Origin of the sequence: Janthinobacterium sp. SUN026 (assembly GCF_030397625.1) — a bacterium.
In the GTDB taxonomy this organism is placed as follows: domain Bacteria; phylum Pseudomonadota; class Gammaproteobacteria; order Burkholderiales; family Burkholderiaceae_D; genus Janthinobacterium; species Janthinobacterium kumbetense.
On record NZ_JAPQNU010000005.1, the window covers coordinates 78,211 to 98,196 of the forward strand.

Annotated in this window: 11 protein-coding genes; 2 read left to right on the top strand and 9 right to left on the bottom strand. The window is 63.2% G+C overall.

From position 1 onward, the window contains the following. Window positions 1–468: 468 nt before the first annotated feature. Together OX459_RS21340 and pbpC are read left to right on the top strand one after the other, a co-directional pair. The gene (locus tag OX459_RS21340; protein WP_289906476.1) at window positions 469–6,216 is read left to right on the top strand and encodes an MG2 domain-containing protein; all 5,748 of its coding nucleotides are present in this window, start codon (window positions 469–471) and stop codon (window positions 6,214–6,216) included. After that, window positions 6,213–8,330 carry a penicillin-binding protein 1C gene (gene pbpC, locus OX459_RS21345; RefSeq protein ID WP_354669679.1) on the top strand — a complete coding sequence of 706 codons (2,118 nt, stop codon included), beginning with the start codon at window positions 6,213–6,215 and terminating at the stop codon, window positions 8,328–8,330. Before OX459_RS21340 ends, pbpC begins: the two co-directional genes overlap by 4 nt. Here the strand turns inward: pbpC and OX459_RS21350 are convergent, their stop codons facing one another. From OX459_RS21350 to OX459_RS21390, 9 genes are all read right to left on the bottom strand, one after another. Further along, complete coding sequence (locus tag OX459_RS21350; protein WP_289906477.1) at window positions 8,331–10,070, bottom strand: DUF2875 family protein; 1,740 nt, start codon at window positions 10,068–10,070, stop codon at window positions 8,331–8,333. After that, window positions 10,067–12,385: a DUF3274 domain-containing protein gene (locus OX459_RS21355; RefSeq protein WP_289906478.1), complete on the bottom strand. Its 2,319-nt coding sequence runs from the start codon at window positions 12,383–12,385 to the stop codon at window positions 10,067–10,069. The genes OX459_RS21350 and OX459_RS21355 overlap by 4 nt, the downstream gene beginning before the upstream one ends. Before the next feature lie 92 nt (window positions 12,386–12,477). Continuing rightward, the gene (locus OX459_RS21360; protein WP_289906479.1) at window positions 12,478–13,158 is read right to left on the bottom strand and encodes a hypothetical protein; all 681 of its coding nucleotides are present in this window, start codon (window positions 13,156–13,158) and stop codon (window positions 12,478–12,480) included. Window positions 13,159–13,233: 75 nt separating this feature from the next. After that, the gene (locus OX459_RS21365; protein WP_251350771.1) at window positions 13,234–13,542 is read right to left on the bottom strand and encodes a hypothetical protein; all 309 of its coding nucleotides are present in this window, start codon (window positions 13,540–13,542) and stop codon (window positions 13,234–13,236) included. Window positions 13,543–13,646: 104 nt separating this feature from the next. After that, window positions 13,647–14,993, bottom strand: a complete 1,347-nt coding sequence (locus OX459_RS21370; protein ID WP_289906480.1) for a sigma-54 dependent transcriptional regulator — start codon at window positions 14,991–14,993, stop codon at window positions 13,647–13,649. Further along, window positions 14,980–16,887: an ATP-binding protein gene (locus tag OX459_RS21375; RefSeq protein ID WP_289906481.1), complete on the bottom strand. Its 1,908-nt coding sequence runs from the start codon at window positions 16,885–16,887 to the stop codon at window positions 14,980–14,982. The genes OX459_RS21370 and OX459_RS21375 overlap by 14 nt, the downstream gene beginning before the upstream one ends. Before the next feature lie 234 nt (window positions 16,888–17,121). Next, on the bottom strand, window positions 17,122–17,913 hold the full coding sequence (locus OX459_RS21380) for an ABC transporter ATP-binding protein (RefSeq protein ID WP_077401587.1): 792 nt from the start codon (window positions 17,911–17,913) through the stop codon (window positions 17,122–17,124). An 11-nt stretch (window positions 17,914–17,924) separates the two neighbouring features. Beyond that, the gene (locus tag OX459_RS21385) at window positions 17,925–18,746 is read right to left on the bottom strand and encodes an ABC transporter permease (RefSeq protein WP_099380440.1); all 822 of its coding nucleotides are present in this window, start codon (window positions 18,744–18,746) and stop codon (window positions 17,925–17,927) included. A gap of 30 nt (window positions 18,747–18,776) precedes the next feature. After that, entirely contained in the window at window positions 18,777–19,778 is a 1,002-nt protein-coding gene (locus OX459_RS21390; protein ID WP_289906482.1) for an ABC transporter substrate-binding protein, read from the bottom strand. Window positions 19,779–19,986 lie beyond the last annotated feature (208 nt).

Sequence of the window (19,986 nt, forward strand, 5' to 3'; positions counted from 1 at the left end):
TAACTCCCAACGTTGATAAGAGATTTTCTCTACTGCATCAATGCGACAACTGCCAGACATGCTATTGCTAGAGGTAGACAACAATTCCAGGTGCGCTTTCTTGCGATAAATGCACTGCTGTTGGACTAGAGAATACGGTTGCAGGTTCAACTGGTCGGTGCGTTGGCGCACAAAGCATTGTTGTATATCAATGGTGTTGCAGATTCACGACAAAGACTTCGGTGTTGAAAAAAACTAATTCGCCTCGGGAAACTTTTGCAATCACGGCCACTTCCTGGCGCCGCGACCAGAGGCAATCGTACGACTTGTTACCAGCGTGCCACTGTATATTAGCAACAATGATGAGCTTGATAACTAATATTACATTGATGTTGTATTCCTGCCGCGTTCTGTTGCCTTGCCGGGCTTCTTTTAGGCAACTTTTACGCGCCGCAGCCAGCTCCGCCACTTTTCATCAAGGAGTCACCCGTGCCTGATCACCCCCGTGTTGTTTCCTCCCCGCTGTCTGGCAAACTGGGCCCGCTATGTCTGCTGAGCCTGCTGCTGTCGCCGGGTCTGGCCATGCCGGCCTGGGCCGATAGCGGCGTGTCCCTGTTTTCGCCCAGCGGCACGGTCAAGGCCGTGCGCCAGGTGCGGGCCCAGTTCGCCACGCCGATGGTGCCGTTCGGCGACATGGGCTTGCCCGCGCCGTTCGCCATCGATTGCGGCAAGGCCGAGCCTGCCGTCGTGGCGGGCGCGGGACGCTGGGCCGACGAGCGCAACTGGAACTACGATTTCGAGCGCGACTTGCCGGCCGGCGTGGCCTGCAGCTTTACCTTGAAAGCGGGGCTGAAGGACGTGGCGGGCCAGGCCTTGCAGGGCACTGGCGCTTACCGCTTTTCCACGGGCGGGCCGGCCATCGTCGAGGCCGTACCGTATGACGGCCAGCCGTATATCGATGAAAACCAGATCTTCGTGCTGGGCCTGGACGCCGCGCCGAACGAGGCCAGCGTGGCCGCCAACGCGTATTGCCGCGCCGATGGCATCAATGAAAAGATTCCCGTGCGGCAGCTTGTAGGCAAGGAACTCGAGCAGGTACTGACCCTGCGCAAGAGTTTTCTTGACCGCTACCTGACCGTGTATTTCAAGAAGCGGGGCACGCTGTGGAAGGTGGGCATGCCCGTCGCCAGCAAGGGCGCGCCGCCGCTGCCCGTTACCGTGCTGCAATGCAAGCGCAGCTTCCCCGCCAACGCCAAGGTGTCGCTCGTGTGGGGCGAGGGCATTGCCAGCGCCAGCGGCATCGCCACGGACAAGGCGCAAACCCTGCAGTTCAAGACGCGGCCCGATTTCACGGCCAAGTTCAGCTGCGAGCGCAGCAATCCGAAGGAGCAATGCATTCCCTTCCTGCCCATGCGCGTGCAGTTTTCCGCGCCCGTGAGCGCGGCGCAGGTGCGCGCCATGACCCTGAAGGGCGGCGGCAAGACGTATGCGCCGACGATATCAAAAGACGAGGAAAAGGCGGAATTCCTGTACGGCGCCACCTTCAACGGTCCGTTTCCCGTGCAAGCCAGCTTCGTGCTGAATTTGCCGCCGAAATTGACGGATGACGCGGGCCGCGCCTTGCTCAACCGCGCGCGCTTCCCCATGACGGTGCGCACGGGCGAACAGCCGCCGCTGCTCAAGTTCCCGGCCCCGTTCGGCATCATCGAAGCGAAGGGCGACGGCTTGCTGCCCGTGACGGTGCGCAATATCGAGCCCGTGCTGTCTGGCAAGGAAATCGCCCAGCCAGCCGCCGCCACGGGCGCCACCTTGCGCGTGCCCGACAATGACGACAAGTTCATCATCGAGTGGATGCAGCGCCTGGCCGGCAATGGCGACGGGGGAGAGTACTGGCAGCCGTACGCCCAATATGCGGGCAACATGAGCAAATCCGTGTTGGCGGACGCGGCCGGTACGCGCCCCATCAGCCTGCCGCGCCCCGATGGCAAGAAAACCTTTGAAGTGATCGGCATCCCGTTGCAGAAGCCGGGCTTTTACGTGGTCGAGCTGGCCAGCCCCATCCTGGGCAAAGTGCTGCTGGGCAAACCGACGACGGCCTACATCCGCACGGCCGCGCTGGTGACGAACCTGGCGGCCCACTTCAAGCATGGCGCGCAATCGTCGCTCGTGTGGGTGACGTCGCTGGACAAGGGCGCGCCTGTTGCGAAAGCGCAAGTGGCCGTGCGCGACTGCGCTGGCAAGCTGCTGTGGCAAGGCGCCACGGGCGCGGACGGTGTGGCGCACATCCCCGGCGAGCTGGCCAATTCCAGCTGCAAGAACAATGGCCGCTACTTCATCAGTGCGCGCAGCGGCGGCGACATGACGTTCACCCTGTCGGACTGGGTGGGCGGCATCGAAGCCTGGCGCTTCAATTTGCCCACGGACGACACGCGCGCCGACAACACCCTGCTGGCCACGGTATTCGACCGCACCTTGCTGCGCGCCGGCGAAACCGTGCACATGAAGCATTTCATCCGCAAGCACACGGGCGAAGGCATGAGCCTGGTCGACAAGAACAACGGCCCCGGCAGCGCCACCTCCATCGTCATCACGCACCAGGGCAGCGACCAGAACTACCAGTTGCCCCTGCGCTGGTCTGCCGGCGGCACGGCGGAAAGCGACTGGCTCATTCCCGCCGACGCCAAGCAGGGAGAGTACAGCGTGACGATGGCGGGCCGTCCTTCCGGCAGTTTCCGCGTAGAAGCGTTCCGCGTGCCGACCATGAAAGCCGTGCTGCAGGGACCGAAGGCGCCCGCCGTGCAGGCGAAGCAGCTGGCCCTGGATGCGCAAATCACCTATCTGGCCGGCGGCGCCGCCACGAATGCGCCCGTCAAGCTGCGTACGGTGCTGCAAGACAAGAGCGTGACGTTTGCCGACTATCCCGATTACAGCTTCAGCAATGGCGACGTAAAGGAAGGCCTGGTGAAACAGGGCACGGGCTACGACGACGATGAGGGCGAATGGCAGGACGAAGGCCATGGCGCGGCCGGCGCCGGCGCGGCGGCTGCGCGCACGCAAAGCTTGACCCTGGACAAGGCGGGCGGCGCGCGCATCGTCATCGACCAGCTGCCGCAGCTGTCCACGCCGCGCGACCTGGTGGCGGAAATGGCTTTCCAGGATGCGAATGGTGAGACAGCCTCGGTGGCTGCGCGGGTGCCGCTGTGGCCGTCCAACTATGTGATCGGCATCAAGCCCGACGCCTGGGCCCTGAGCAAGGATGCGTTCAAGTTCACGGTGGCCGTGCTGGGCACCAATGGCAAGCCCGTGGCGAACGCCCCCGTTGCCGTGGATTTCTTCCAGCGCAACAGCTATTCGCACCGCCGGCGCCTGATCGGCGGCTTCTATGCGTATGAAAACAGCAGCGAAGTCGTCAAGCTGGGCCCCGCGTGCTCGGGCAAGACGGACAGCAAAGGTTTGCTGATCTGCGACGTGAAGGCGCCCGCCAGCGGCAATCTGATACTGCGCGCCCGCACGCAGGATGGTGCCGGCAATGCGGCCGTCGCCAACCGCGAAACCTGGGTGGCCGGCAGCGGCGACTGGTGGTTCAACGCCAGCGACAATGACCGCATCGATGTGTTGCCTGAAAAGAAACGCTATGAGCCGGGCCAGGAAGCGAGCTTGCAGGTGCGCATGCCCTTCCGCTCGGGCACGGCCCTGATCACGGTCGAGCGTGAAGGCATCCTCGACACCTATGTGCGCCAGCTCAATGGCCGGGAACCGGTGGTGGCTATCCCTGTCAAACCGAATTACGCGCCGAATGTGTATGTATCCGTGTTTGTCGTGCGGGGCAGGGTGGATGGCGTGCAGCCGACGGCCTTGGTCGACCTGGGCAAGCCAGCCTACAAGATGGGCATCGCACCGCTGAACGTGGGTTGGCAGGCGCATGAACTGAACGTGATGGTCGTGTCCGACAAGGAGGTGTACAAGACGCGTGACAAGGCGGAAGTGTCCGTGCGCGTGCGCCGCGCCGACGGTAAAGCCTTGCCGGCCGGCGCCGAAGTGGCGCTGGCGGCCGTCGACACGGGGCTGCTGGAATTGATGCCCAACGATAGCTGGAAGTTGCTCGATACCATGATGGCGCAGCGCAGCTTGCAGGTGGAAACGGCGACGGCGCAGATGCAGGTGATCGGCAAGCGCCACTTCGGCCGCAAGGCCTTCCCGGCCGGCGGTGGCGGCGGCAACAGCGCCAGCCGCGAACTGTTCGACACCCTGCTGTTCTGGAAGGGCACCGTCAAGCTCGACGCCAAGGGCGAAGCGACCGTGCAAGTGCCGCTCAACGATTCGCTGACGGGCTTCCGCATCGTCGCCATCGCCAGTGCCGGCAAGGAATTGTTTGGCACGGGCAGCACGGACATCCGCAGCTCGCAAGACTTGATCTTGCTGTCCGGCTTGCCGACCCTCGTGCGCGAAGGCGACCAGTTGCGCGCCGGCTTTACGGTGCGCAACACTTCGGCCGCATCCTTGAGCGTGGACCTCAACGCCACGGCGGCCGGCAAGGCCTTGCCGCGCCAGAGTGTGACCCTGGCGGCGGGCGAGGCGCGCGAAGTGGGCTGGGATTACCAGGTGCCGCTCGGCGCGGCCAGCATTGTGTGGGAGATCGGCGCGAAAGCAGGAAACCATACGGACAAGCTGAAAATCACGCAAAAAGTGGGCCAGGCCACGCCCGTGCGCACCTATCAAGCCACCTTGCAGCAGATCGACAAGCCCGTCAATATGTCCGTGCAAATGCCGGCCGGCGCCTTGCCGGGCCGGGGCGGCATCCAGACCAGCTTTGTCGCCAAACTGGGCGGCGAACTGCCCGGCGTGCGCGAGTACATGGCTGCGTATCCGTACACCTGCTTCGAGCAAAACACGTCGAAAGCCATCGCCCTGCAAGACCAGGAGGCGTGGAACAAGCTGGCCGCCAGCTTGCCCGCCTACCTGGACAGCGATGGCATGCTGAAATACTTCCCCATTATGGAGCAGGGCAGCGACAGCTTGACGGCGTATGTACTGTCGGCAACGAGGGAGGCGGGCTATGCGATTCCCGAACAGACGAAGAACCGCATGGAAGAAGCCTTGACGGCCTTCGTGCAGGGCCGCATCGTGCGCCGTTCCGCGCTGGACACGACCGACCTGGCCGTGCGCAAGCTGGCCGCCCTGGAAGCGCTGTCGCGTTCGAACAAGGTGTCGCCCGACGCCCTGGAGAGCATCAGCATCAATCCGAACCTGTGGCCGACGTCGGCCATCATCGACTGGAGCTTGTTGCTGCAACGCACGCCAAGCCTGGCGCGCCGCGATGCATTGCTGGCCGAGGCGCAGCAAATCTTGCGCAGCCGTTTGAACTTCCAGGGCACGACCATGGGCTTTTCCACCGAGCGCAAGGATAACTGGTGGTGGCTGATGGTGTCGGGCGACGTCAACGCCAACCGGCTGTTGCTGGCCGTGCTGGACAATCCCGCGTGGAAAGACGACATCGGCCGCCTCGTGCGCGGCAGCATGGGCCGCCAGAAGAAGGGCCGCTGGGATACCACGGTGGCCAACGCCTGGGGTACCCTGGCGATTGCCAAGTTCTCGGCCAAGTTCGAGTCCACCCCCGTGACGGGCGCCAGCGCCGTCAAATTGGGCAGCGATACGCAAGCGCTCGTGTGGAATGGCGCGGCGAAAGTGGGCCCCGTGCTGCAAGCGTGGCCGAAGGGCACGGACACCCTGGGCCTGGCGCACAGCGGCACGGGCAAACCGTGGGCCACTGTGCAAAGCCTGGCCGCCATCCCGCTCAAGGCGCCCGTGTCCAGCGGCTACACGATCAAGAAAACCATTACGCCAGTGGAACAGAAGACGGCGGGCGCCTGGTCGCGCGGCGACGTCTACCGCGTGCGCCTGGACTTGTCCGCGCAGGCGGACATGAGCTGGGTGGTGGTCGACGACCCGATTCCCGCCAGCGCCACGGTGCTGGGCAACGGCCTGGGCCGCGATTCGCAGCTGCTGACGGCCGGCGAAAAATCCACGGGCTGGGTCTGGCCCACGTTCGAGGAGCGGGCTTTCGACGCCTTCCGCGCCTATTACGCCTTCGTGCCGAAGGGTAACTGGAGCGTGGAATACACGGTGCGCCTGAACAATGCCGGGGATTTCAGCCTGCCCGCCACGCGCATCGAAGCGATGTATTCGCCGGAAATGTTTGGCGAGTCGCCGAACGCGAATGTGAAGGTGGGACAGTGAAGAGTTTGATTTTTGTCACGGGCTGCCTGCTGGCCGGCCAGGTTTTCGCCGAGGTGGTCCTGACGCCGGCCCAGGTGCAGGCCGCCTACCGCAGTTCGGAAGCGCAATTGCTGGACCGCAGCGGCGCGCCCCTGCAATCCTTGCGCGTGGACATGAAGGTGCGGCGTTTGCCGTGGGTGCCGCTGGCCGACATCTCTCCCGCCGTGCAGCAAGCCGTGCTGCTGGCGGAAGACCAGCGCTTCATGCGCCACGGCGGCGTGGATGTGTCCGCGCTGGCCACGGCCGCCTGGGACAATCTGTTTTCCAAGAAACCCCGGGGCGCTTCCACCATCACCATGCAGCTGGCGGGCCAGCTGGATGCGGACTTGCAGGCGTCCTCGGGCGGACGCAGCCTGCGCCAGAAGTGGGACCAGATGCGCGCGGCCCAGGCCATCGAGGATAGCTGGAGCAAGGCGCAGATTTTCGAAGCGTATTTGAACCTCGTGTCGTTCCGCGGCGAATTGCAAGGCATCGCGTCCGCCTCGTATAGCCTGTTCGGCAAGGCGCCGTCGGGCCTGAACCAGACGGATGGCGTCATCCTGGCCAGCCTCGTGCGGGCGCCGAACGCGCCGCCGGCCACCGTCACGCGCCGCGCCTGCGCGCTGGCGAAGGAATGGCGCATGGACAGCAGTTGCCAGCTGATCGGCCAGCGCGTGCAGACGGCCTTGCAGCGCAACGCCCTGTATGTGGAGCTGGCGCCGGCGCCGCAAGTGGCGCAGCAACTGTTGAAACAGCCGGGCGCGCAGGTCGCCAGCACCCTCGACGGTCCCTTGCAGCGTTTCGCGCAGGAAAACCTGCGCCAGCAACTGGCATCCTTGCGCGAGCGCAATGTCAACGATGGCGCCATCATCGTGCTCGACAACCGCAGCGGAGACATTCTCGCCTATGTCGGCAATGCGGGCGGCAGCCATGTCGACGGCGTGGCGGCCCTGCGCCAGGCTGGTTCCACCTTGAAACCATTCTTGTATGAACTGGCCATCGAGCGCCGCCTGATGACGGCCGCGTCCGTCATGGACGACTCGCCGCTCGACGTCGCCACGGCGTCCGGCATGTATGCGCCGCAAAACTATGACCGCAATTTCAAGGGATACGTCAGCGCCCGCACCAGCCTGGCCAGTTCGCTCAATATTCCCGCCGTGCGCACGGTGTTGCTGACGGGGCAGGATGGCTTCTACAACCGTCTGAATGACGTGGGCTTGTCGAGCCTGACGGAGCCGGCCGAATACTACGGCCCTTCGCTGGCGCTGGGTTCGTCCGAAGTGACCTTGCTGGAACTGGCCAACGCCTACCGCGCGCTGGCGAATGGCGGGCTGTACAGCACGGCCAGCCTGCAGCCGGGCCAGGCGGGCAAGGACAAACGCCGCGTGATGGAAGCGGGCGCCGCCTTCATCGTGGGCGACATCCTGGCCGACCGCGCCGCGCGCAGCATGACCTTTGGCTTGCGCAACGAACTGGGGACGAATTTCTGGAGCGCCGTCAAGACGGGCACGAGCAAGGACATGCGCGACAACTGGTGCATGGGCTACTCGGCGCGCTACACGGTGGGCGTGTGGGTGGGCAACTTCGACGGCAAGCCCATGTGGGACGTGTCGGGCGTGACGGGCGCCGCGCCCGTGTGGCGCGACGTCATGGATTACCTGCACAAGAACGTGCCCAGCCATGCCCCGAAAGCGCCGCCCGGCGTGCTGCAGCAAATGGTGGCGTACCAGCCCGCGCTGGAAGCGCCGCGCCGCGAATGGTTTATCGCGGGCACGGAAAGCCCCGTCATCGCAGTCGTGGGCGACACCGTGAAGCCGCCCGCCATCGTGTATCCGGCCGACGACAGCATCCTCGCCATCGATCCCGACATCCCGCCCGCCCTGCAGCGCGTGTTCTTCCAGGCCCAGGGCAGCCGCGACTTGCGCTGGGTGCTCGACGGCAAGGACCTGGGCGGCGCGGCGGAGAGCATCAGCTGGCGCCCCGTGCCCGGCAAGCACGCGCTGGCCCTCGTCGACGACGCAGGCAAGACGGTGGCGCAGGTGGCGTTCCAGGTGCGGGGGAATGCGCTGGCGCAGCTTGCCGCACAGGGTAAGTAATCAGTTCGATGGATAGTTCGCCGGGTCGATGGCTGGCGTGACGTAATGCCGCAATACATCGCCGCCGTGCGGGTGTTTTTGCGTGCGGCGTCTTTCGTCCGATGGCGGACTGACCAGCACGATGGTCGCTTCTTCCGGATTACGCAGATTCACCACGGCGCTGACGCCGCCGTCGCGGTAGCTGCCCATCACGCCGACGGCCATTTGCACGAACAGAGTGGCCGCGCCCGTGTTGCCCAGGCGCTGGTCCGTATCGATCCACTGCTGCGGCTTGCCGCTGTCGAGTTCCGTGCCGCCATCTTCCGCATGCTTGAGCAAGGTCTTGTGCAGCGCCACCAGCTGTGCCTGATTGCCGCCCGTGGCGGCGACCAGGCGCGCCGGGGCGGCGGGGCGCTCGGCTTCCGGCAAGCTGTGCAGGGCCTCCTGCCAGCCCGCCTGCAAGGCCTGTTCGCGCTGGTCGCGGCGCGTGAGCGGCTTGCCGTGTTCATCCGTCATCCTGACGAACGTGGGCCTGTGGATGAAGCCGAAGGTCGGCAGGCGGTCCAGTTGCGCCAACTGTTCCTTGTTGAAGGGCACAGGAAACCAGGGCGTGGGCTGCCACTCTTTCGGCGGGTGATAGGTCTTGTGCTGGAGCTTGTCGAGCATGCTGAAGCTGCCCGTGCCACGGATGTCGGGACGCTGCGCGAATTGTGCGGCGACTGGGAGCCATTCGGCGATTGAGGGCTGGCGCTGAGTGATTGCAGTTGGATCTTCCTTCTTGCGTGGGTGCGGAACGGCCCGCTTCAATTCGTCATACGCCAGATACAGGCGCCGCGCCACGCCGTAGGTATTCAAGTCATCGACGCTATCCTCGGGCGGTGCATCGTCGTAGGCGAACTTTCGCACGGCATCGATGCGTTCGCGCCGGGCCAGCACGAACAGGGCCGAGGCGTCGGGCATTTCGGGAATGTAGTAGCCGTCCTTGACGAGTGATGGCGATTCATTGGGCCGGTAAAGATCGCGCGTGGACATGCTGTCCTCTGAATTGAGTACGATGTACGGCACGTCGGGATGGGCATCGAAGAAGGCAAATATGTCCTCCAGAATACGGTCCGGGTATTCGCTGAAGCGGCGCGGACCGGCAGCGAACAGATGCCAATGCATGCCGGAAGGTGCTGCGCCAGTGGCCAAGCCTATAACCGGTGCGTCGGGCCTGTCACGCATGCGTGAATTAATGATCGGTGGTTCTGCGTTAAAAACGGGCACGCCAAAATACATCGGAGTATCCCTCGCGCCATTTTCCAGCGTGTCGCCGCCGCGGCCACCAGCCATTCCAGATCGTTCCATCGCATCCCAAGGATATTTTTTAGTATCCTGCTCGCGGATGCTGGCGTAGGCATTTCCATTCTGCAGCGCTTCCCACAGCTTGCCTTGGCGATACTTGTCCAGGGTGATGCCAAGGCCGATGACTTCCAGCACGTACTCGCGCTTTTCCTGCTCGGTGGGCGCCGCTAACTGCACTTGCTGCTTTGCGACTGCCACGGGCTTGGGCGAATGTAGCCAGCGTGATCCAAGCAATGTGGCCGCGACGATAGGCGGGACCAGCAACAGCCACTGCAGGTGTTTCCATATATTGCTGCGCATCGTGGACTCCAGCAAGAAAGGTAATGGGCTGATCACTAATGACCACAGCACTAGTAGTGCCATGACGATGGCGGCTGCATACAGCGGATATTGCATGCGGAGGAATAAATTTTTCATCTTGGGATGTCGTTGCTGGCTTTATGGACGACAGGAGTAACGACCGATTCAGTGCGCCTGCCGTTGACTATTTCACATACAACGGTGGAGGGCAGCCCAGCCTGCAGGGCAGGTAACCAGGCCGGTAACTCTCCCGAGCTATAGTATTGAGCATTTCCTTCAATAATCTGTTTGCGCTGCGCGGACTCAGCGGCCCAATAGATACCAAATTGCGTCAAGAACTCTTCCCATCTGGGTATGGATGGTCGCTTAAGTATCAGTGGATTTCGTTGCAGCCGCCAATCCGCCACCGCACACAAATACCGGTAAAACCTCGGATCGCTGCTCGCTTTGCCTCCGCCGATGGCCACGTCATACGCCGTCACGTTGCGGTGGTTTTCCGCGTTGCCGATGATGGCGCCGTGGAAGGATTTGGGGCTGACCTCGTTCTGCCAGCGCTGGCGCGCCTCGTTCGGGGTTTCTTCGCGATCCACGCGCAGCCTGTCGCCGCCGCCCGGATGGCGCGAGACGCGGTCTATCCTGCATCGGTCGCCCGCTTCCTTGCCCAGGTTCAGGGCCTTTTCCACTTGCTCGCGCTCGCCCGCGCCGAACATGCCGGCGCCGTACTCGGGAATGCGATGCTTGAGCGGCCGCGGATCGGCGATGATTTCCTGCTTGCGGATGCGCAAACCTTTCTTGCTGGTCACCGCGATGGCCGCGTCGATCGGGTCGACTTCCTCGCACGGTCCTTGCTGGTCGCGCGGCAGCCTGGCCTGGTCGGAATCCTTCGGGAATTGCCCAGGGCGGATCTCGCCGCCGTCCAGCACGGCCGCCCTGGGTACGCGCAGCGCTTCGCCATTGATCGTGCGCAAGCCTTCGCGCCTTCCCGCTGCCGTGGAAAAGACATTCCATTTGCTGGGCTTGACGGGCGGCCAGGGCGCTTCGTCATGGCTGGCGCGGTGACCCCGGTTGGCGCCCGCCACGTGGGCATGGTCATCCTCGCCTTCCACGCGCAGGGCGAAGTCGTGCGGCGGCAGGCCCACCGGCACCGGCCCGCGGTTCTTGCCGGCCGCATCTGGGCGTTGTTTGTTGGTAAATACGCGCTGGTAAAACCCTTTGCCCAGTTCCGCCAGCGGCTGGCGGCGCTGGAATTCCTTTTCCCAGTAGGTGGGGCCGTCGCCCCAGATGCTTTTGTTCGTCTTGCCCTTGGTTTTGGACAGGCCATGGCCATCGACGTGGTCGGGTATGCCTTGCCAGCCTATGCCCTGCATATTATCCAGCGCCACAGTCATGTCTTCGGGGCAAAAGTACAGATAAACCTTGCCCCGGTTGTCGCGGTCCGCTTCCGCGCGCCATGCGGCGCCCGCCATGCCATGGCAGATAGTGTGATCCTTGATGTGCGCAAAGGCGGGCGTGGCGTGCTTTTTTGCCACCACGCCCTGCACGATCTGTACGAGGGTTTGCAAGCGTGCATGCAGGGTCTGGCGGTTGTCGATGGCGTCGTACTGGCTTTCCATCGCCGCATCGCGGCCGCCGCCGAAGATGCGGCTCGCCTCCGCCGCGCCGAAAAACATCGTCGTGTCTTCCACCAGGCTGTAGGGAGGATGCGTGAGGATCAGGGTGTCGGCGGGGCGCTTGCCCTCATCGAGCAGGAAGGCTTGCGCCAGCAGCGAGATCAGACAGCCCTGGCTGTGCGCGACGATGGATACCACGTCGTTGCTGTCGTAGTCGCGGATCATGGCGGTCAGCGCGGCCAGGCGCTTGGCCGCCAGCACCATGTACATGCGGCCCGGCGCCGTCATCAGTGGACGCACGGGGTCGCCGCCCACATCGTAGGGTGAAAACAGCCCCTTGTTCCACATGTCGGGCAGGGTGTTGGTGGCATTGCCGAACGGACCGCCGTTCTTCGACATGTCCTTGTCCAGGCGGTTGCCGTAGCGGTCAGTGTTTTGGCCGTTGACCACTTTGCTGGCGTTGCCGCGTTCGCGAAAGCCCCAGTAAAACGGAATGACGGGGCTGTACGTCGCCTCATCAGGCTTGCGCTTGAAATACACATCGTCCGGGTCGGCGATGGTTTCACGCTTGTCGGCCTCTTGCGGCAGGCGGTAGGCGGCTGGGGTGAAAACGTGGCCGCCGCCGTACATGCGCGCGTCGAGTCCCTGGCACAGCCCCTTTTCCACGGCACTGAAACTCGTGCCCACGTCATTGACGCCATGGATGACGATGACGTTGCCCGGCAGTTCGGGGCGGATGCGCACGATGGCTTCCTGCGTGCGGTCGCAGTGCAGCAGGGCGGTGCTCTTGCCGCTAATATACGGAAGTTTGGGATACGCCATCGCCGCTCCAGGCTGACCAGACAGGTCAGTGTAGAGGGGCGGGATGACTGATTAATTGCGTTTCCGCAAGCATTGCGGAAAAGAAGGTGTCCTTACGGCGCGCTGATGATCTTCGTCAGCGCGATGCGGTACGCGGGCTGCACGTCGCCATCCTTGTCCAGCTTGTCCGTCATGATCGCGCCATAGCCTTGCGCGTACCACACGTATTCGCCGCTTTTACCACGGCTCTTGCCGCCGACGTCGCGCAGTTCGAACTTGCAGGCGTCGGGGAAGCGGCGGCCGCCCAGTTCCAGGCGTTCCCAGCCGAGGAAGGTGATGGAGAAATCGCGTTTATCGGTGCGCGTGGAGGTGGTGATCTTGTCGGACAGGCCCGCCAGCGGGTAGTGGGTGCTCGTTTGCGTGTCCGTGAACTGCACGCGCACTTCCTGGCCGGGGCGCATGTTGGCGGGAATGGCGGACTGCGGCGTGTAGACGTTCTTGCTGTGCACGGTGCCGTCTTCGTTGTAGTGGATGGCGCCCGTCAGGAAGACCTGGCCGTCGCGGATATCCTGGTAGGACGTGGCCAGCAGCACGCCGCCGTCGAGGATCAGCTGCGTGCCCTTCTGTTTCTTGCCGTCGAACATCTCCTCGACGTTGACTTGCGCGTCGCCATTGTTCTTGCTGAACTTGATGCCTGTCGTCAATTCCATGCATTCGCCCACCGTGGGCGCCGCCTGTACGCTCGCGGCCGCGAATACGCTGGCCGCCGCCATTCCACACCATGCTGCTTTCATTGTCATCCTGGATATATTGCAAAGGCGCGATGATAACGTGCCTTGGAGCAATGTGGCGCAGCGCTGGAGGCAGACTTAGCGGGCCGGCGCGACTGGCGTCGCCGGCGGCGCGGTGGCCGGTCCGCTGGCGGCCGGGGTGTCCGGCGTGGCCACGGGCTTGCCGCGCCGCGTGCGCTTGTCCGTGCGCGTCTTGCCGGGCTTGGCGTCGTGGATCGGCTTGCCTTTGTTATCGAGCTTGTCGGACTGGTCCGATTGCTGGCCAGGGTCCCTGGCATTGTTGGTGTGGTTGCCCGTCTGGTTCACATTCGTCGTCGACTGGGCTTGCACCCAGGCGCCGCCGACGGTCATCAGGGTGGCGGCCAGCAAGAGAGCGGCGGTTTTCATGGCGGTATCCTGTGAGAAATGAGGTTGAACTTGCATTCTCACACAGGAGTCCGTCCGCACGGGTAGGACGCCGCCTCATGGCCGTGTCGGCTATTTGCTTCAGATCAACGGAACTGTTCCGTCGAGATATCGAAGCGCTTGAGCTTGTCGTACAGGGTTTTCTTCGGGATATTCAGGCTGGCAGCCGCGTCGATGACGTTGCCGTTGTGGCGGCGCAAGGCTTCTTCGATGATGGAAATCTCGAAGGTGTCGACTTGTTCGGCCAAGGATGCTTCGCGGCAGCCGGCCGGGCTCAGGGTGTCGTCGAGCAGGCCCAGCACGAAGCGGTCGGCCACATTGTGCAGCTCGCGCACATTGCCGGCCCAGCGCTGCGCCATTAGCGAGGCGATCAGTTCGCCGCTGACGAGGGCAGCCGGCTGGCCGTAGCGCAAGGCTGCCTGCAGCACAAAGAATTCAAACAGCAGGGGAATATCCTCGCGCCGGTTGCGCAGCGCGGGCAAGGTCAGGCTGGCCACGTTCAGGCGGTAATACAGGTCGGGCCGGAACTTGCCCTGTTCGGCCAGCACATTCAAGTCTTCCTTGGCGGCGGCGATGACGCGGAAATTGACTGAAATCAATTTGTTGGAGCCGAGCCGTTCCACTTGGCGTTCCTGCAGCACGCGCAGCAGTTTCACTTGCAGGGCCAGCGGCATGCTTTCGATTTCGTCTAAAAACAAAGTGCCGCCGTTGGCGTATTCGATCTTGCCGATGCGCTGGCGCTGCGCGCCCGTGAATGCCCCTTCCTCGTGGCCGAACAGTTCCGATTCGAAGATCGATTCGGGCAGGGCGCCGCAGTTGATGGCCACGAACGGGTGGTCGCGCCGCTCGCTGAAATCGTGCAGGCAGCGGGCGATGAGTTCCTTGCCGGTCCCCGTTTCGCCGAGGATGATGATGTCGGCCGATTTCGGCGCCAGGTTCAGCACCAGCTGGCGCACCTTGGCCATGGCCGCGCTGCGCCCAACGATGCGCGCCTCGATGCCGACCCGCTGCTCGAGCTGGCGGCGCAAGTTCATGTTTTCCAGCACCAAATGGCGTTTATCCAGGGCGCGGCGGCACACTTCCACCAGCAAGTCGGCGGAAAACGGTTTTTCGATGAAATCGTAGGCACCACGGCGCATGGCGCCCACGGCCATCGACACGTCGCCGTGGCCCGTGACGAGGATGACGGGCAGGCTGGCATCCTGCGCCACGGCGATATCGAGCAGTTTCAAGCCATCCATGCCGGGCAGCTTGATATCGCTCAATAAAATGCCCGCAAATTCCGGCACCAGGTAGGGCAGTGCTTCCTCGGCCGTGGCGATGGCCGTCACTTGCAAGCCCGCCAGTTCCAGCGATTGCCGGGCGCCCTTGCGCACGACGGCATCGTCTTCCACCAGCAGCACTTGCATGCCTTCAAAATTATTCTCGTGCATCGGGTGTTTCCTCTGTCTCTTTATTCTTTTCCCCCGGGGCGCAACTGAGGGTGATGGTAAATTGCGCGCCGCCCCCTTCCTGCGCGCTGCGGTTGCGCACGGCCAATGCGCTGCCGGCCGCGCGCAGTATGCCAGCGCTGATCGACAATCCCAAGCCCAGCCCGTGTTCCTTGGTGGTATAGAAGGGGTCGAAGATCTTGTCCAGCGAAGCGAGCGGGATGCCGGGGCCATTATCGGTGATATGCAGCACGGCGAGGTCGCCTTCGCGGCGCACCTGGAACCAGATTTGCACGGGCTCGTTTTCCGGCACGGCATCCATGGCGTTCGTGATCAGATTGGTAAACACCTGTTCCAGGCCGATGGCGTTGCACAGGACGATGATGTCGTCCTCCAGCCAGCTTTCATGCAGGGTCAGGCGCTGCGAATGCTTGCGTGTGCGGATTTGCAGCATGGTTTGCGCAAACGCCTGGCGCACGCTGACGGGTTTGCGCGCATCGTCGCTGCGCCGCGCAAAGCCTTTCAGTTGCGACGTGACATAGCCGAGACGCTTGACGAGGTCGGAAATGGTCGACAGGTTGTCGAGCGCATCGTCGATGCGCCCGCGCGCCAGGAACACCTTGGCATTGTCGGAAAACGTCTGCAGGGCGGCCAGCGGCTGGTTCAGCTCGTGCGTGACGCCGGCCGCCATCTGGCCGATGGCGGCCAGCTTGCCGCTTTGCACCAATTCCGCCTGGGCATAGCGCAGGGTCTGCTCGGCCCGCTCGCGCTCGGCCACTTCCGCCTGCAGGCGGCCATTCGCGTGCACGAGGTCGGCCGTGCGCTGCTCGACCTTGATTTCCAGCTGTTCATAGGCGCGTGCCAGCGTCTGTTGCGCATTGAGCTTGTCGGCGATGCGGCGCCGGCGCTGACGCGCATACATCAGGGCCAGCAACAGCAAGGCCCAGCCCAGCGCGGCGGCGATGGCCGCGTTGCGCGCCGCCTCGTCGACCTGGTCGAGCTCGGCCAGCACGGTGATCTTCCATTGCAGCGGGCCCAGGGCGCGGTTCACGGCCAGATAGTCTGCGTTGCCGGACAGGGCGGGCGTATCGCCCGTCTGCGGACGTTCCAGCGTCATCACGCTGGCGCCATCGGCGAACTGGCGCCGCAACCGGTGCGGCAAGATGGGTAGGTTTTCCTGCAGGAACTGGCGCTGCGCGCTGATATCGTTCTTCGCGGCCGGCGACAGGGGCGCCAGGGTCTTGAACTTGAAGGCGGGCGTGGTAGCCAGGATCAGCACGCCATTTGCATCCTTGACCCAGATCTGCTCGCCGGCGCCGGGCGTGCGCCACGATTGCTCGATCCAGTCCAGGTTGACCTTGGCGGCGACGATGCCGATGATGCGCCCGTTGCGCTGCACGGGCTGCGAAATGAAATAGCCGGCCTCGAAGGTGGAGGCGCCGATGCCGTAGAAGCGGCCGATGCCGCCCGCGATCGCATCCTTGAAGTAGGGCCGGAAACCGTAGTTGACGCCCACGTACGAGCTGCGGTCTTGCCAGTTGCTCGACGCCAGGGTCGTGCCCTTGTCGTCGAGCACGTAGACGGCAAAGGCGCCCGCGCGGCGGTTCATGTCGACCAGGTAGGCGTTGATCTGCGTGACCTTGTCGGCGCTGGGCTGTTCCAGCAATTGCGCCACGGCATCGCTCTGGGCCACGGCCAGGGGCAGGAATTCGTACTTGTTGAGGGCGCCGCCGATGGACGCCGCATACAGTTCCGCGCGCGAATCGAGCGTGCGGTGCAATTCATCGAGCTGGCGCTGCTTGACCCAGGCATACGACGCCCACGTCAGCACGACCAGCGATCCCACGGCCAGCAGGGGGCCGAGCGCGGGTCTCAGGGTCCATTTGCCGAATGCCATGGTGCTCCGTGTGTCGGGTTAAGCTTGCGTGTGCCGCAAAGAAGGAATGGTAGTGTACGGCGGGATTCACCCGAATGGGTGAATCCTGATTTACGACTGACATGCAAAGTTGCAGTGTCTGACAAAACCGTAGCGAGCGGAAGGGAGAGGTGGCCGAGAAGCGGAACCGTACTCTAGTACGGTGAGCATCGCAGGCCGCCTATACCGACGCGCAGTAGGTTTGGTCAGACACCACTAATCAGCGGTGCTGGCCATGGTCTCGGCGTTATGATGACGCTGTTGCTCTTCCATCACCATCTCGCCCAGCATGCGCTTGAGGCGGTTGAACTCCGGGTCGCTCGGGTCGCGCGGGCGGGGCAGTTCGATGGCCACGTCGCGCTTGATGGTGCCGGGACGGTAGGTCATGACGATGGTGCGGTCGGCCAGGTAGATCGATTCCTCGATCGAGTGCGTGACGAACACGATGGTGGTGCCGAAGACTTTCCAGATTTTCAGCAATTCATCTTGCAGGTTGCGCCGCGTCAAGGCGTCCAGCGCGCCGAACGGTTCATCCATCAGCATGATCGGCGAATCGAGGGCCAGCACGCGGGCAATCGCCACGCGCTGGCGCATGCCGCCCGACAAGTCTTTCGGGTAGCGGGCACGGAATTCCGTCAAGCCCAGCATGCTCAGCAGCATGTCGACCCGTTCCTTGATTTCGGCCGGCGTCTTGCCGGCGATTTCCAGGCCGAAAGCGATATTGCTTTCGATGGTCATCCACGGGAACAGCGCATATTCCTGGAACACCATGCCGCGGTCGGGACCGGGTTCGGTGATCAGCTTGCCGCCGGCCAGGATCTGGCCCGACGTCGGCTGCGAAAAGCCGGCGATGGCGTTGAGCAGGGTCGACTTGCCGCAGCCGGATGGTCCCAGCAGGCAGATGAACTCGCCGCTGGCGATTTCCAGGTTGATATCCTTCAGGGCGATGACGTCCGCGCCGCCCGTGGTGAAGATTTTATTGACTGCATTGATATTGATCGTGGTCATGGCCGTTCCTCTCAGTGTTCCAGGCCGCGATGCCACTGCAGCAAATGATTATTCAGGGCATTCATGGCCATGTCGATGGCCAGGCCGAACAGGCCGATGGTGAACATGCCGGCGATAATCTTGTCAGACCAGAAATATTCGCGCGCTTCCAGGATGCGGAAACCGAGGCCGCTATTGACGGCGATCATTTCCGCCACGATCACGACGATGAAGGCCGTGCCCATGCCGATGCGCGCGCCCGCCAGGATGTAGGGCGTGGCGGCCGGCAGGATGACGCGGCGGAACATGGTCATCTGGCTGGCGCCCAGGTTGCGCGCGGCGCGGATGTAGATGCCGTCGACCTGGCGCACGCCGGCGATGGTATTCATCAGCACGGGGAAGAAGGAGCCGATGCTGATCAGGAAGAAGGCGGGCGGGTTGCCCAGGCCGAACCACAAAATGGCCAGCGGAATGTAGGCGATGGGCGGAATCGGGCGCAGCACCTGCACCAGCGGGTCGAACAGTTTATAGATGGTCTTGTTGGTGCCCATCAGCAAGCCCAGCGGCAATGCCAGGCCGGCGCCGATGGCGAAGCCGCCCAGCACGCGCGACAGGCTGGCCCAGGCGTCATGCGGCAACTCGCCGGAGAACATCCACACCAGGTAATTGCCCGTTTCGGGCGTGTAGGCTTCCATCGGCACCAGGTATTCATACCATTTCACCAGCACGGCCACGGGCGAGGGCAGGATTTGCGGGTTGATCCAGCCGAACGTCGACATGGCTTGCCACAGCAGCAGCACGGCCACGGGCACGGCGGCACCGTGCGCGAAGCGTTTCATCATTTGAATATTCATCGTGATACTTTCAGATTAGCGTGGTCATGGTTAGCGTGGAACATAGGACTTCTTGGCTTTGTCCAGCAGGTCCAGCTTGACCCAATCCTGTGCTGCAGGCGGTTTGGCCATGCGGCCCACGCCGAATTTCACCATGTAATCGGTGGTCAGCTGCACGTGGCTTTGCGTGATGTCTTCCGTGAAGATGGCGTTGTCGATGGCGTCGCGGTAATCCTCGGTCGTGATCTGGTTCTTGAACATCGATTCGCGCACGTATTTTTCCGCCAGTTTCGGGTCGGCCAGGAAGGCGCGCGTGGCGGCGACGAAGCAATCCATGAAGCGCTGGGCCACGGCAGGTTTCTCTTTGTACATCTTTTCCGTCATCACGAGCGCGCGCACGGGCTCGCCCAGCGGCGTGTCGTAAGGCTTGATGATGGCCGCGCCGTATTTCTTGTGGATCGCCTGGGTCGAGTACGGCTCGGACTGGCTCATGACGTCGATATCCTTGGTCAGCAGCGCCTGGTTCAAGTCCGGGTAGCCCATGTACAGGATCTGCACGTCCTTGCCCGGCTTGTCGGACCAGGTCAGCTTGGCCTTGGTCAGTTCGGCAAACAGCAGGATTTCCTGCGGGCCGCCGCGCGTGACGCCGACTTTCTTGCCTTTCAGGTCGGCGATGCCCTTGATGTTCAGGTCGGGACGGCCGACGATCTGCACGCCGCCCTTGGCGAAGCCGCCCACCAGGTACACGGGCAAGCCCGTGGCGCGGCCCGTGATGGCCGCTTCCAGCGCGCTGGCGGAAACGTCGATTTCACCGGCGATCATGGCCGGCACGATGTCGAGGCCCTTGGCGAAGATGCGCTCTTCAATTTTCAAGTCGTATTTGGGCGCGATTTCCTTCATGTAGGCGACGGCGCCGTAATGGGCGAATTTCAGGTTGCCCAGGCGGACCAGGTCGGCTGCATGGACGGCCAGCGGGAATTGCGCGGCCAGTGCGACGGCGACGGTCAGTGCCTTGGTGTTCAGGAAGGACGAGATGCGGAAGGTGCGTGCCATGCTGTTGTCTCCAAAAGGTAGATGGTTTTATATAGTGGGTCGGGCTGCCGCTCTGACGGCGGTTATGAAAATATAAAAGCATCTTCCGTGCCAGTGGAGCGCATTTTGACGTTTATTGCAAGTGATTGTTTATAAAGGTTTAATTTGAATCTAGTGAAAATGGGAAATGGCGTGATTCCGTCTTTCCGCACGACGAGGGGAAAGGCTG